This window comes from Allomuricauda sp. ANG21 (assembly GCF_040705235.1).
GTDB lineage: Bacteria > Bacteroidota > Bacteroidia > Flavobacteriales > Flavobacteriaceae > Flagellimonas > Flagellimonas marina.
Map to the genome: position 1 here is coordinate 41,714 of NZ_JBFCVT010000013.1, position 15,662 is coordinate 57,375.

Annotated in this window: 10 protein-coding genes; 1 reads left to right on the top strand and 9 read right to left on the bottom strand. The window is 42.8% G+C overall.

The features are described from left to right. Positions 1–143: 143 nt before the first annotated feature. The 7 genes from AB1A65_RS14980 to AB1A65_RS15010 all read right to left on the bottom strand — a co-directional run bounded on the left by AB1A65_RS14980 (position 144) and on the right by AB1A65_RS15010 (position 10,520). On the bottom strand, positions 144–1,763 hold the full coding sequence (locus AB1A65_RS14980; RefSeq protein WP_366590729.1) for a sodium:solute symporter: 1,620 nt from the start codon (positions 1,761–1,763) through the stop codon (positions 144–146). Positions 1,764–1,772: 9 nt separating this feature from the next. Next, positions 1,773–2,957 carry an aldose epimerase family protein gene (locus tag AB1A65_RS14985; protein ID WP_366590730.1) on the bottom strand — a complete coding sequence of 395 codons (1,185 nt, stop codon included), beginning with the start codon at positions 2,955–2,957 and terminating at the stop codon, positions 1,773–1,775. A gap of 37 nt (positions 2,958–2,994) precedes the next feature. Then, the gene (gene araA / locus AB1A65_RS14990; RefSeq protein ID WP_366590731.1) at positions 2,995–4,500 is read right to left on the bottom strand and encodes an L-arabinose isomerase; all 1,506 of its coding nucleotides are present in this window, start codon (positions 4,498–4,500) and stop codon (positions 2,995–2,997) included. Between the two features lie 19 nt (positions 4,501–4,519). Next, positions 4,520–5,218, bottom strand: coding sequence for an L-ribulose-5-phosphate 4-epimerase (locus tag AB1A65_RS14995; RefSeq protein ID WP_366590733.1), 699 nt, complete (start codon positions 5,216–5,218; stop codon positions 4,520–4,522). 1 nt (position 5,219) lies between these two features. Beyond that, positions 5,220–6,896, bottom strand: a complete 1,677-nt coding sequence (locus AB1A65_RS15000; protein ID WP_366590734.1) for a ribulokinase — start codon at positions 6,894–6,896, stop codon at positions 5,220–5,222. Positions 6,897–6,985: 89 nt separating this feature from the next. Beyond that, on the bottom strand, positions 6,986–8,959 hold the full coding sequence (locus AB1A65_RS15005) for a glycoside hydrolase family 127 protein (protein ID WP_366590735.1): 1,974 nt from the start codon (positions 8,957–8,959) through the stop codon (positions 6,986–6,988). Positions 8,960–8,966: 7 nt separating this feature from the next. Further along, positions 8,967–10,520, bottom strand: coding sequence for an alpha-L-arabinofuranosidase C-terminal domain-containing protein (locus tag AB1A65_RS15010; protein WP_366590736.1), 1,554 nt, complete (start codon positions 10,518–10,520; stop codon positions 8,967–8,969). Positions 10,521–10,782: 262 nt separating this feature from the next. On the opposite strand from AB1A65_RS15010, the gene AB1A65_RS15015 reads away from it, so the two are divergent. Beyond that, complete coding sequence (locus tag AB1A65_RS15015) at positions 10,783–11,520, top strand: NUDIX domain-containing protein (protein ID WP_366590737.1); 738 nt, start codon at positions 10,783–10,785, stop codon at positions 11,518–11,520. Positions 11,521–11,545: 25 nt separating this feature from the next. Here the strand turns inward: AB1A65_RS15015 and AB1A65_RS15020 are convergent, their stop codons facing one another. Continuing rightward, positions 11,546–12,919, bottom strand: coding sequence for a DUF6055 domain-containing protein (locus AB1A65_RS15020; RefSeq protein ID WP_366590738.1), 1,374 nt, complete (start codon positions 12,917–12,919; stop codon positions 11,546–11,548). A gap of 27 nt (positions 12,920–12,946) precedes the next feature. Beyond that, a complete protein-coding gene (locus AB1A65_RS15025) occupies positions 12,947–15,652 on the bottom strand; it encodes a DUF5695 domain-containing protein (RefSeq protein WP_366590739.1) in 2,706 nt (901 codons plus the stop codon). Positions 15,653–15,662 lie beyond the last annotated feature (10 nt).

A 15,662-nucleotide genomic window follows, 5' to 3' on the forward strand; every position in this document is an offset into this window, starting at 1 on the left:
TAAAAAGTTTTAAACACGTCATTCTGAATTTATTTCAGAATCTCATCATACGGATAAACAAATCATTATGAGAACCTGAAACAAGTTCAGGTTGACGAAAACTCACTTTTTAGTCACCCTCTTTACTTTTTCTGAAGAGAACCTTACTTTCCGTTGAACCAGACCATCACATAGATCACAATGGCCACGATTACAATAGAAATGGCTATATCTTTCCAGTTGTAACTGTTTTTGTTTTCTTTCTTTTCTTCTTCGGAAATAGTGGCATAGGTTAAATTCTTCACTTTTTCTGCTGATGGAGGTGCAGTTGCGTAGCTCACCACCAAAATCAATAGGATACAGAAAAGGAAAAACCATGAGGCAAAGCTCAAAAAGTTCATATCTCCCAACATAAACCAGAAGCTGTCAGGGTCAAGGGAACCTTTTACCAATTCCAATACAATTCGAAGGGCACCCACTATGAATCCCACCACCAAGGTTACAAATGCTCCTTGTGCATTGATTCGCTTGTGAAAAATACCCAACAAGAATACCGCCGTAATCGGTGGCGCAATGTACGATTGCACACTTTGGAGGTACTCATAGAGCACACCGGAAATATTGGCCATAATGGGAATCCAGATAATACCAATAATCACAACAATCACGGTTGCTATTTGACCCGTCCGTACCAATTTCTTCTCTGGAGTATTGGGACGCAATTTTTTATAAATGTCCACCGTAAATAAGGTGGAACACGAGTTGAACACTGAGGCCAAAGAACTCATCAAAGCTGCCAAAAGACCCGCTGCCACCAATCCCCGTAATCCGGAGGGCAATAAATTACTCATCAAAACTGGGAAGGCTTGATCAGGAGTATCCCATTCCAACTGACCTCTCATTTTCAAGGTCAAGGCGATAACACCTGGAATCAAAAACAAGAAAACTGGCATTAATTTCAACAAAGCCCCAAAAATGGTCCCACGTCTTCCTTCCTTAATATTTTTCGCTGTAAGTGCACGTTGCACAATATATTGGTCCGTACACCAATACCAAATTCCTGTAATGGTACTTGCTATCAAGAGCGGCGGCCATGGAAAATCAGGGTCCGAAGCGGAACGCCACATGTTCAGATATTCGGGCGTAACCGTTTGTTTCATACTTTCCCAGCCTCCTACTTCATCCAGTCCAATGATGGTAAGTGCGGCAGCTCCAATAATCAATATAATAGCTTGCAGCGTTTCGGTATACACCACGGCACGCATTCCACCCAAAATGGTATACACACCTGTCAATACAACTGTAGCAATGGCACCGGTCCAAAAATCGATTCCCAACAAAGCGGAGACAACAACACCTCCTGCATAAATGGTCACTGAAATTTTGGTGAGCACATAAGCTACGATAGAAAATACGGAAAGAATCCATCGGGAACGGGCATCAAAACGTTTTTCGAGGAATTCAGGCATGGTAAACACACCTGCCCTGGCATAGAAGGGTAAAAACACCCAGCCCAAAATCAATACAACCCAGGCTTGAATTTCATATATCAACATGGGCAAACGGTCGCCGGCACCTGCACCAGCCAATCCAACAACGTGTTCCGAGCCAATGTTTGATGCAAAAATAGAGGCTCCCACTACGAACCATCCTACATTTCTTCCTGCGAGGAAATAGTCTTCGGTGTTCTCTTTCTTTTTTCCGATAACCCAAACCGCTATCCCCAAAAGCACTACAAAATAAATGGATATGGTAATCCAATCAATAGAATCCAATGTCTGCATAATGGTGACCTATTTGGTTGAGAATTTAAAACTGGTATGGGAGCTATACGTTTCTCCAGGGTTCAACCGTGTGGTTGGAAATGCTTCCTGATTCGGAGAATCTGGATAATGTTGCGTTTCCAGACAAAGTCCTGAACGTTTGCCATAGGTTCCTCCCGTCTTGGAAGCCAAAGCACCATTTAAAAAGTTTCCAGTATAGAATTGTATTCCGGGTTCATCGGTATAAACTTCCAATACTCTACCTGTTTCTGGATGATAAGCCGAGGCTGCAAAACCAAAATCATCCTCGGTTTCATTCAATACCCAGCAGTGGTCGTAACCCCCACCTCTTTGAATCTGCTGATTATCGGCTTCAATTTCCTTTCCTACAGCTTTTGGTTTGGTGAAGTCAAACGGTGTGCCTTCCACAGGACGAAGTTCCCCAGTGGGAATCAACCCTGCATCCACAGGCAGATAGGCCGAAGCATTTAAGGTAACCTCATGATCCAAAATATCATTGGAAAAATCTCCTGAAAGATTAAAATAAGTATGCTGGGTAAGATTCACCACGGTTGGTTTGTCCGTTACCGCTTCATACTGGATGTCCAGTTCGTTATCGCCAGTCAAGGTATAGGTTACTTTTACATCAAGCTTACCGGGATACCCTTCTTCACCATCCGCACTGGTACAAGTGAGCACAAGAACAGCGCCATCACCTGTGCTTTCCGGTTCAGCTTTCCAGACCTTTTTATCAAACCCCGTGATTCCTCCATGCAAATGGTTTGGTCCATTGTTTTTGGCCAAGGTGTAAGTTTCACCATCCAAAGAGAACTGCCCATTGGCAATTCGGTTGCCGTAACGTCCAATTAATGCTCCGAAATAGGGAACATCACCAAAATAAGAGTCCAAATCGTTAAAGCCGAGCACTACATCTTCATAATTTCCATCTTTATCGGGTGCAGTCCATCGGGTAATGATACCACCGTAGGTGATGACATCTATTTCCATTCCATTATCATTGGTCAATGTATACTTATCTACTTGTTGACCATCGGGCATTTCACCAAAGGCGTTTTTCTCGATATGGTTTTTTTCTGATTCTGTATTCACTGTTTCCTGTTCAGATTGGTTTTCCTTTTTATTTTCCTTACATCCCGAATTAAAGAGGGCTGCAAAAAAAACAAAAAATAGCAAAGAAGCTTTAATTGTCTTCATCCTTTTTAGTTAGTTCAGTTAATTTTTAATTTTTGTGCTACATATTATGTTGAAACAAATGGTAATAGGCTTCATTGGCATGAACTTGATCTTTGAAACTTCTAATTCGCGTTTCAGCATCAATTACCAAAAGTTCTATACCGAAAATATCGGCAAAATCTTCCATGTACTCAGTGGTCAATGCCTGTGTATAGACCGTATGATGTGCCCCTCCAGCCAAAATCCAAGCTGTAGCGGCCACATCTAGATTGGGTTTGGCATCCCAAAGTACCCTGGCAACAGGCAATTTAGGCAAATCTGCCATAGGTTCAATAGCTTCCACTTCATTAACAATCAAACGGAAACGATTTCCCATGTCCACCAAAGAAGCATTGAGTGCGTCACCAGCAGGTGAATTGAATACCAAACGTACTGGGTCTTCCTTACCTCCAATTCCTAAAGGGTGCACTTCACAAGATGGTTTGCCACTAGCGATGGATGGACAAATTTCCAACATATGTGATCCCAAGACATAATCTTTTTCAGGAGTGAAATGATAGGTGTAGTCCTCCATAAATGATGTACCTCCATCCAATCCTTTGGCCATTACTTTCATGGCACTTACCATGGCGGCAGTCTTCCAATCGCCTTCTCCACCAAAACCGTAACCATCAGCCATTAAACGTTGAACGGCAAGACCGGGCAATTGACGTAAAGCTCCAAGGTTTTCAAAAGTATCGGTAAAAGCCTTGAAACCTCCATCTTCCAAAAAGGTACGTAGTGCCAGTTCAATCTTGGCAGACTCTACCAAAGACTCCCGTTGGGTTCCTCCTTTTTTAAGGGCATCGGTCAATGTATAGCTTGATTCGTATTCCTCAAGCAGCTGGTCAATAGACTTCTGATCTAATGTATCTATGATTTTAGTGATATCGGAAGAGTCGTATGCATTTACGGCAACTCCAAAACGCATTTGTGCAGCTACCTTGTCACCTTCGGTAACGGCCACTTCACGCATGTTATCCCCAATACGAGCCACTTTCATATTCTGTAGTTCATGGCTACCCAAAGCCACTCTGGACCAAACACCTAACTTCTGCTGAACGCGTGCGTCATTCCAATGTCCTACCACAACCTTGCGTTTTTTACGCATACGGGTCATCATAAAACCAAATTCCCTATCTCCGTGGGCGGATTGATTCAGGTTCATGAAATCCATATCAATGGTATCCCATGGAATTTCTGCATTGAATTGGGTATGAAGATGGCACAATGGTTTGCTCAACACCGTAAGTCCGGCTATCCACATTTTTGATGGGGAGAAGGTATGCATCCATGCCACAACACCAATACAATTGACATCATTACTGGCTTCTCTGCAGACAGCGGTAATTTCGTCTGGAGTGGTCACCACGGGTTTAAAGACTAGCGAAATGGGCAAATTACCCGATCCATTTAATCCATCTACAATATTCTTTGAGTTGGCGGCCACTTGTTTCAGTGTTTCAGGGCCATATAAATGTTGGCTTCCTGTTACAAACCAAATCTCCTTTTCAGTTATTTTCATTTATCTAGGTATTGATTGGTCATTGACCGTAATAGGCGTTTTTGCCATGCTTACGTTCATAATGTTTTTTTATTAAAGAGTCTTTTAATCTTGGGGCATTGGGATTAATCTGAAGTGTTAAATAGGCCATCTGGGCCACGGTCTCCAACACTTTAGTGTTGTACACGGCCTTGGCCGCGTTTTTGCCCCAGGCAAAAGGACCGTGGTTGCCAATGAGAACCATCTCCACTTCATTGTAATCCAAGTTTCGGGATGAAAAACAATCCAAAATCTGGATTCCGGTATTATGCTCGTAATTCCCTTCTATCAACTCGTCGGCCATGGGTGGTGCACATGGGATGTCTTGGGTAAGGTGGTCCGCATGTGTGGTTCCAAAAATGGGGATGTCCCTTTGGGCCTGAGCCCAAGAAACCGAATACATGGCATGGGTATGGGCAACTCCACCTATATTCTCCCAGTTTTTATAGAGGTAGCTGTGAGTTTTGGTATCGGACGAGGGGCGCAAATCCCCTTCAACCACATTGTTGTCATAGTCCAAAATCACTATGTCCGATGGTTTCAATTTCTCGTAGGGCACACCGCTGGGCTTAATGGCAAAAACACCATTGTCCCGGTCGACTGCGCTTACATTGCCAAACGTGTAAATGACCAGACCTAGGGCATTGAGCTCCATATTGGCCTCGTAACATTCTTCTTTAAGCGATTTATATTTTGACATTTTAAGCTTTTTTGTTTGTTTGTTCTTCTACAAATTGACCGAGCTCTTTGTAGGATTCCATCAATTTGGCATAGGTTTCCACTTGGGAAGCCTGCGGGAAATATTCCGCTTCAAATTCGCTGCCCATAACCTTGCTTGCTTCAATTACGGATTCATAGATACCGGCAGCAGTGGCAGCATAAATCGCAGCACCCAAGGCAGGTGCTTGGTCAGATTCGGCCACTTTAATGGGCATATTCAAGACATTGGCCAAGGTTTGCATAATGAATGGTGACTTCCGGGCCACCCCGCCAATACCAATTACAGATTCAATCTTAACACCTTCTTCTTCAAACCGGTCTACAATCATTTTGGAACCAAAACAAATGGCATTGACCAGCGCTTTGAAAATATGTGGCGCTTTTGTACCCAATGAGATTCCGGTTATGGCGCTCTTCAATTCTTGGTTGGCATCTGGGGTTCTTCTTCCGTTGACCCAGTCCAACGCCATGGGCACCACTTCTGACAGTGGAATGGCTTCTGCCTGTTCGGCCAAAGTCCGAATAAATTTGGCTTCAACTTCTTCTCGCAACTGTTTCTTCTGTTCATCGGACAATACTGATGACTTTATCACTAAATTATCCAAGGGCCAAGCCAAGACATTTTTAAACCATGCCAAAACATCGCCAAAAGCAGATTGACCTGCTTCCAATCCCATCAATCCTGGAATTACGGAGCCATCAACCTGACCGCAAATCCCTTTTACAGTCTTATCGCCCACGGCTTCGTGGGTAGATACCATGATATCGCAGGTGGAGGTTCCCATCACCCGAACAAGGGCATGGTGGTCCACTTTGGCACCAACGGCACCAGCATGGGCATCAAAGGTTCCTACGGCCAAAACGGTATTGGTGGTCAGTCCTAATTTGTTGGCCCATTCCTCATTTAAATGACCTGCTATTTCATCAGAAGTATAGGTTTCATCATACAATTTATCTCGAAAGGACGCCAAGTAAGGGTCCAACTTAGAGAGAAACTCTTGGGATGGCAATCCGCCCCAGCTTTCGTGCCACATAGCTTTATGGCCAGCAGCGCACCTGCTTCGCTTAAAGGTTTTTAAATCTTTGTGGTCGGCCAACAAATAGGTGATGTAATCACAATGTTCCATCCACGTGTGGGTAGCCTCAACAACGCTTTTATCTTCCCGAGCCACATGAAGAATCTTGGCCCAGAACCATTCAGAGGAGTAAATACCTCCTTCATATTTGGTGTAATCCTCACCTCCCCAGCTTCTGGCCAGTTCATTGATTTCATTAGCTTCTTTTACTGCCGTGTGGTCTTTCCACAATACCATCATGGCATTGGGATTTTCCTCAAATCCTTCGACCAAGGCCAAAGGTGTCCCATCCTTTGTCAAAGGCATGGGCGATGAACCAGTGGTATCAATGCAAATCCCCAAAACGGTTTCTGGGTTTACACCACTTTGCGACACCACAGCTTTTATGGTATGTTCCAAACCTTCGATATGATCTAAAGGATGCTGCCTAAACTGGTTGATTCCAGGCTTGCAATATTTTTGTTCTTTCCAACGGGGATACCAAAAGACCTCTGAGGCCAGCTCCGCACCATTTTCCGTATCAATCAAAACCGCTCTAACCGAGTCGGAACCATAATCCAATCCTATTACGTACTTTTTCATTTTATTATTTTGGTGAATTTGGAATGCATTACACCTAAAAACACCACTTTATCTTTTTGGTTTTTATATGTGATAAGAATCGATTGCCTTTATTCTTCACCAATGGGCAGCCATACCTTCATTTTTCCGACTCCTCTATTGGACCAAGCGTAATATGGTATAGCGGTTAAATTATCGTTGGCAATGGTACTTACACCCCCTAATAAATCAGGCTGCATCTCCACATTGAATTGATCGTTTGGGGTCAATTTGATATTATCAAAACCTCCCTTGTTATCAATTTCTTCAACAGCATAGACAATGGGTCCATATTCCAAGGACATTTTGCCTTGATTTTCTTCAACCAATGGGTTGGCGATAACTTTTCGCACTTCCATTAGGAATTCCAAATTCACAATATCCCCAGCCTTCCACTCACGGGAAAGGGTATAATACCCGTTCTCTACAACGGCATCAATGTCTTCTCCATTTACTGTAATGGTGCTGTTTTCATCCACTTGGCTTTCATAGTGATACAGGTCACTGGGCAAAACTTCATTTCTTGCCCATCCGGGAACCCTAAACTTCATGGTAAACTCACCGGCCTCAGCAGGGTCAACAGTTAGCTTCACTTTTCCATCCCATGGATAAGAAGTCTCTTGTGACACTTGAACGGTTTGGTCCTTTAGGTCGACCTTAGCGTCATTGGCAGCGTATAGATTTACGAATATGGTATCATCGGTTTTGGAATAGATCAAACCGGGCATGGCGGGAATAAAACGAATTACATTGGTTGGACAGCAAGAACAATCGAACCAATCCTTACGGGTACACGCCCCTTGGTTGAACTTATAAACCCCGTCAGATTCCAATGCATTGGGATAGAAAAATTTCTCCCCATCCAAGGAAAGTCCAGAAATAAGTCCATTATAAAGCGTTCTTTCGATGACATCAAAATACTTAACATCACCGGTAAGGTTATGTAATCTGTGGTTCCAATATACATCTCCGATGGAAGCACAGGTCTCATTATACGCGGTTAAATTGGGGAGCTCATAGTTTTCACCAAAAGCCTCTCCTTCATGCAAAGCACCGATACCTCCGGTAATGTACATTTTCTTGGTCACCATATTGTCCCAAAGAGCATTTACAGCTTTCAGATAGGCTGTATCCTTTTCAATGGCAGCAATATCCGTCATACCGGCATACATATATACCGCACGTACAGCATGGCCCACCACCTCGTCCTGTTCAATAACAGGCAAATGATCTTGTGAATAAGGTCCAAAAAGCTCGTGATTTTCTGGATCACCTCTGTGATCCAAAAAGTATTTGGCCAAATCAAAGTATTCTTTCTTGCCGGTTACCTCATATAATTTGATGAGGCCGGTTTCAATAATCTGGTGTCCTGGAACGGCGGCTATTTTATCCTCTCCATCCCCAAAGGTTTTCACCATAAGATTGGCATTCTTAAGAGCGATGTCCAAGAAATTTTTCTTTCCAGTGGCTTTGTAGTGTACTGCTGCTGCTTCAAACAAGTGACCTGCATTGTACAGTTCGTGGCTCATGGCGAGATATTCCCATCGTTTCCCTTCTTCTACCTTAACCCAAGTTGCTGGTGGTTTAGCCGGATTTATGGTTCGCCATGTGGTAAGATAGCCATCTTTTTCCTGCCCCACTTTAATAATGGACACCAAAGAGTCCAATAAAGTCTCCAATTGTGGGTTTGGGGCGCTGATCAATGAGTTGGATGCTCCTTCAATAATCTTGTAGACGTCGGTGTCATCAAAGGGCATTGCTCCTTTTACGGTTCCTTTCATTTCGCCTCCAGCGATCAAAAAATTATCGAATCGGCCCTCTTCATTACACTTCTCAATGGCAAATTCAATGGTTTTCTCTTGAACCCTTTCAATAATGGGCAACCAAAATTCATCCTTCAGTTTTACATTTCTAATGTTTACAGCTTCAATGGGGTAGCCTTCCTTAACCTCTGCTTCGGGTCTATCCTCTTGTTTTTGAGTATCCGTCTTGCACGATACTAAAAGGGTCATAAGGCCTGCTGCTAGAATTAATCCTCTTTTCATCTTTCTACTATTTTCCTTCCAATACAATCAGTGAGTGCGCTGGTATATCGATGGAGAGCACTCCTTTTCTTAACTTAAAATCTTTGAATTCACCGGGCACCACTTTTTCTGGGTCGTTGAATGAATTGTGATCCTGAAGTTTTTCTGATGTAAGTATCTGAGCTTTGAAGTTCTTGATGTCCAAATCGGCAATGTTTACTTCGACTGTCCTTTCTTCTTTGGAATCTATATTGACCAAGGAAATATGGACTGCATCGTTTGCATCTTTGGAAGCTGATACCGATATGGCTGGAAGCCCACGGAATTGGGAATTGTTCTCAATTTTTGATGGAAGCAACATCGCATCTTGGTGCACTTTGTACATATTCATTACATGATAGGTAGGCGTCTTGATCATTTTTTCCTCATCGGTTAGGATCACGGCCTGAAGCACATTTACCATCTGAGCCAAATTGGCCATTTTTACGCGTTTTGCATGGTTGTTAAAGGTGTTCAGAACTGTACCTGCAATCATAACATCGCGGATGGTATTTTGCTGGTAAAGCACGCCGTTCTGCACTTCTGGCTCAGCATCATACCACCCACCCCACTCATCTACAAAGAGATCTACTCTTCCTTCAGGGTCATACTTGTCCATAATGGCGACATGCTTAGTTACATATTCTTCCATTTTAAGGGCCTGCTCCATGCTTTTGAAGTAGATTTCCTCATCAAAATTGACGGATGGGCCTTTGGCATCCCAATTAAAAACCGCATAATCGTGTAACGCAACGGCATCCATGAGAGTGTGAGGTACATTTTTCATCAAGGTTTCCGTCCAATGATAATCATCTTCAGAAGCACCGGAAGCAATCCTGTACACCCCGCCACTATTGTTCCAATCTGACATGAAGGTTGCATATTTTCTGTAGATATCAACATAATACTCCGCGGTCATGTTTCCACCACAACCCCAAGTTTCATTACCTACGCCCCAGTATTTTACATCCCAAGGTTCTTCCCTTCCATTTTCACGTCTCCAATCGGCCATTGGGCTTACTCCATCATGGTTGGTATATTGCATCCAATCAATCAATTCCTGTACGGTTCCACTCCCCACATTGGCAGATAGATAGGGTTCTGCTCCCAATTCTTCGCAGAGATTTAAAAAGTTATGGGTGCCAAAGCTATTGTCTTCGGTAGTTCCTCCCCACCAACGGTTTACAATGGTCGGACGGTCTTCTTGTGGCCCGACCCCATCTTTCCAGTGATACGTATCTGCAAAACACCCTCCGGGCCAACGCAAATTGGGAATATTGAGCTCTTTCAAGGCTGCTATGATATCATTGCGAACACCTTCGGTATTGGGAATGGTTTTATTGTCTTCACCAACGTAAAGACCATCATAAATACATCGACCTAGGTGTTCTGCAAAATGACCATAAATGTGTTTGCTGATTTGGACCGAATCGGTGTTTTTCCCAATCTGGATGGTGACTGGTTGCTGTGCCAAAAGCACTGAAGGTAATACAATGGCCAAAACGACCTTTGCATATTTTAAAACATACGTACTAATTCTCATAACGGAAGGTTTAAAAAGGCATGATAAGAATATTGGCCTTGCTAATATTGTTAAGCTAAAAACTAATTCTAAATGGTTTCTCAAAGCGAAATATCCATCTATTGATTTTAAAGTGTATCTTACACACTAGTAAAGAACGTAAAGAATTTTTGAATTTGCAAGCATTAGCGTTAAAAAAGTGTTATTATGGCACCAAGATTATTTTTTGTCTTTACCTTACAAACATTTGTTAAACACCTAAATATTTAGGATTTTAGTCCTCATGAAAGTAATCAACGACCTAGAAAAAGCCGAAGACTTAAACATGCAACTCAATTATTATGACAAAGAAGATCAGGTGCTTTTGGCCGTTGACTGCATCATTTTTGGTTTTGACAAGGAAAATCTGAAAATACTGCTGATCAAGCGGAATTTTGAACCCGAAAAAGGTAGATGGTCCTTAATTGGTGGTTTCTTGAAAAAGAATGAAAATTTGGACCAAGCAGCGGTTCGAGTGCTCAATGCCCTAACCGGACTTACCGACATTTACATGGAGCAACTGTATACGCACAGTAAAATAGACCGGGACCCTGGCCAACGCACCATTTCCGTTTCGTATTATGCGCTCATCGATGTTGAATCCCATAAATTTGATGGTATCCAAATTGATTCCGCCCGCTGGTTTGAACTTAATGAAGCACCCAACTTAATTTTTGACCACAACGAAATGATTCAACGAGCCATTGCCCGGCTTCGCAGAAGAGCATTGACCAATCCAATCGGTTTTGAGCTGCTGCCCGAAAAATTCACTATGCGTCAGCTCCAGAATCTTTACGAATCCATTTTGGATAAAAAGCTTGATAAGAGAAATTTCATCAACAAAATTAATTCCTTGGATGTATTGATCAAATTGGATGAAAAGGATATGACCGTTTCAAGAAAAGGTGCTTACCTCTACGTTTTTGATAAGGATAAATACCAAAAGAAAGTAGAGGAAGATGGGTTCATCTTCAAGATTTAGAACTCCCTCTTCCCCTTTAGCTTATTTATTGCTCGGCAACGTCCGTGCCCGTGAGTTTAAATCGATAAGGCCACTCCTCATCTGGAGTTTGTTCGGTTTTTTCACTGTTTCTTCCTCGCATAGGCCTTGACCAGTGCTCGGTCGGTGCCCCGCCTACTACCAACCACAAATATTCGGTATTGGCCGGCACCTCAAAACTTGCCTTTCCAATACTGTCACTGAACATGTCACCATACAATCGTTCCCCATTGCTCAAATAGGCCATAAAACCGTAGCGCCATCCCGCTTTGTCAACATGTACTTTTTCAAAACCATCATCTCCAGCGATTCCTTTAAAATCCAATTCCACCTTAGTTCCGGCTAAAGGCACTTCCAATTTTATTCCATTGTACCCATAATTTTGCGGAACATTTAAAGTATCGATTTGATACCAGCCATTTTGCAACTGATTCACCTTGGTATAGTGCATGTTAGCATATTGGTTTGCTACGGATTCCACACGGTCCAAATCCCAGGTTATGAATCTTCGCGAAGCATCAAAAATCTCATCATTGAACTCTTTTTGGGATAGATTGTTCAATCGCTTATACGTCATCACGGGGTCCTCACCTTCTTGGGTATTTCTCATAAGTTCCCCAAAAAATTTCTTTCCGTGTTTCTGGGACCAATATTCAATCACATAGGGTGAATGGTACATGTTGGTAGCGTGCATGAATCCGTAATGGGTTCCTTTAAGATAATCCACCAAGTGATAGTTTTCAAATGTCATCCATTCTGGATAAACTTGCCAAAGCATGTATTGGGCAGACATTTCCATAATAGGGCCTCGGGGGCCAGTACCAGAGTCGGCTCTACTTAAATATTGAAAACTGTGGCCCAGTTCATGTGCCAAAACGCCGTAAGGTTCTTTGTTCACCCTAACCGCAGGTGTCCAGAAAATCCCGATTTTATCTTCGGCCCCTCCTCCAAAAGCAGTTTGCGTTTCAGCTTTGATAACATATACCAAGACTTTGTAGGTATCAGTATATGAACTGTCTTTTTTTACCAAGCCCAAATCGTTTACAAAAACATCATAAATCCGCTCCGACTCCACCAACATCCGCTTTGGATTGAACCGTAATGTAGAATCTTGATTGGTCATGGGGTCCTCACCATAATCCTTGTGCCAAAAAATGGCAATGTTGCCCCCTTCAACCATTCGGGCAAAACTGAAATCGCTATTGGGGTCATCATAATCGTTGCCCTTGGGAACTCTATGCACTTCCTTTGGAATATAAAGTTCTTTAGGACTACTTGGCTCCATCTCACTTTCTCCATTCCTTTTCTTGGTATTGCAAGATGTGGTAACTACCAAAAACAGCAGTACAAAAAGTTGAAGTAGGTTCTGATGGTTTTTCATGAATCCAAGTACTTGACTGACTACAAATTAAAGTGTTATGGTCAATCCTTTTTTGGGCAACTCAATTTGATAGGCACCACGAACTTTCTCATAAGGGAGACTGACATTTTCAGCTTCAACTCGTAAAAAAGCATTGGGCGTATAGTCGTCTTTGCCACCCAAAGTAATTTCAACCTTATTGGTTTTGGTGTTGTAGCTCACCTTATCAAAAGTTCCAGCATCCAACGTCAACCACATTTTCTTGGGGGCAATATAAATTCTTGATTTTGCAGCAGTGGTAATATCCACTTCAACGAGATCTCCATTTTGGGTCAGATTTCCGCCAAAGGCCAACCATCCCATATCTTCATCTTTTGTGATATAGGTTCCCGAATTCACAGCGTAGCCATAAAAACCAGAGCCATAATCCCCAGTAATACCATCTATTGCCAAAGTGGATGGAAAGGAGTGAAAGGCCGCAGGACCATAACCGTCTTGAGTAATATTGGAAATCCCACCCAAAAGACCACCGTACCCAACTTTCAACAGATATAAATCTTCTGGGTGACTTCTAAAATGTTTCAGCACGGGAATAGCATTTAATGAAGAGCCATAATGATGAATTTGGCGTTCCACTCGGGAAGTTTTGCCCGCCTTACCACCATACAAGAAATCCCAATATCGTCTGGCATTTCCATTGTAAGCCCAATGGGGCATTGTTGGCATATAGGCTAAAATAGCACTCAATGTAACCCAGGCTTTTCTATCGTAGCCAAAATAATCGGACCACATATATACCTCTTCCTGTCCAGTGGAATCCCAAGGCATTTCACTACCAAATGGGTAATCCAACGCTCTCCAATGATTGGCACGCTCTTTCATACGAGCTTCCAAATCTGTTGCCATTTCCGTAAATTCCTCATTCTTTAAATCTTTCAGAATCAAGAGGAAAACCGAACCTTCCATTTGCCCAAATTGTGCATAATATGGTGCTTTTTCCACCATGGCCACAGTAGTGTGATAGGCATTCTCCAAATACCATTGCCATGATCTATTGTCCACCAAGCCCTCGTGATATCGTGCCAAACGATAGAGCACCCAATAGGCCGCCGCCACATGGGGGTAATTATATGATCTTCCTGGGTCGTTGGCATGCTTATGATCCCATGCTGCCCAAGTTTTATAATTAATCTCATCACTATAAGTACCATTAGGCAGAGAATCCGGTTGGTAGTAAAAAAGACTTTTCTTTACCCCATATTTCAACGGGCCTTCGCTATATTGAATTCCGCCCCACAGCGTGTTGTCCACAAACTTTTGAAGTTTCATAATCTCTCCACGATCGGGTTGCACCAATTGTTTCATTACAGCAGCCAACCAACTACCCGCACCTCCTTCATCGCTCAAACCACTAATCCAGACCCTGCTGTCTTGGGTTACCTGCTCTTTCTTGTCATAATCGTAGGTGATAGAGGATGGATTTCTGCCAAAAGGATCATCGGGATTATCAAACCATTGCTCGTTGGTCAGAAAACTCCCAAAATCGGCAATCACTTCTTCTTCGGGCTTAATCACTTTATAGTTGATGGTTTGCTCAAGTCCATTGGCATAAGTTATAGTAACACGAGACCTTCCCCATTTTTTTCCCACAACCTTATATTTTTTTAACCCAGATGTTGTAGTGCCGTCTTCTTTAATATCCAATGCACCTTTTGGTTCTACAATTATGGCACTGACTGCATTCTTGTAATTGAGGAACAACTGTGCATTCACATTCTGGGGAACCACATAACCCGGGACTCCCGTTGCCACGGGACGCTCCTCTTTCACCAAGGTTTCCTGGATATCCTTTATCCCTTCCGTTAGAACAAACTTCAACGCAAAATTCTTGGTTTCGTTGGGTTGTAGCGTCAGAGATGTTGGTGTGTTCCATTGCTCCACACCTTTCCATTCGTTCTCCGCATAGGCCTTGCTGTGCACCATCCATTCGTGGAATCCTTCAAAAACAATGCTTCGTGGTGTGGGGTCGTCCAATAAAGGTCTATAGGCTTCAAATGACATATTTTCCTTTGGAAGCACCAATAAAGCTGGTCCTCTTCCACTGAGACGCTTCACTTCCAAATAGCCCGCATCCTTTCCAATATATGGGTCAAAAAATACATTTTGGGCATGGGTTTCTGTCAAGGATTTCCCTTCCAGAATGTTATTGAAGATCATGGGAATCCCCAAAGCTCCAATTTCAACCGGCGTTGTCTGAGTATTTTTTATTTCAAAACGCATTACCAGTTGATTATTATCCAATTCGTAATACCGCTTAATGGATACCGGAATATCCTTAGGTAGGGTATTGGCCAAATCAGCAGCGGCCAAAACATTTCCACCGACTTCCAATGGGGTTACTTCTGCCCTAGTGGTAGCGGTGGAAAAATCCATCCAATTACCGTTGGCATCCTTTATTCTGAGGTTGATATCACCTAAATGGTATAAACTATCCTTGTCTCTAAGCTCCAATCGGTCCCCAGGGGTAAAGTCAAAGTTGGTTGCCCTACCACTACTGGGGCTAAGTGCTGCAACGGTCTGTGAAGCCTTTACCAATTTTAATTTAAAGTCGGGGGTCTCATATTTTTGATAGACCTCGGCAATGCCCAACGTTGGTTCTCGCTGCTCTATCCTTCCCCAATACCCTTGGGCTTCCATTCTAAAGATGGTACCGAAAAACAATACCAACCCTATCCATACTATTCTATTCATCATCTCAAGTTGC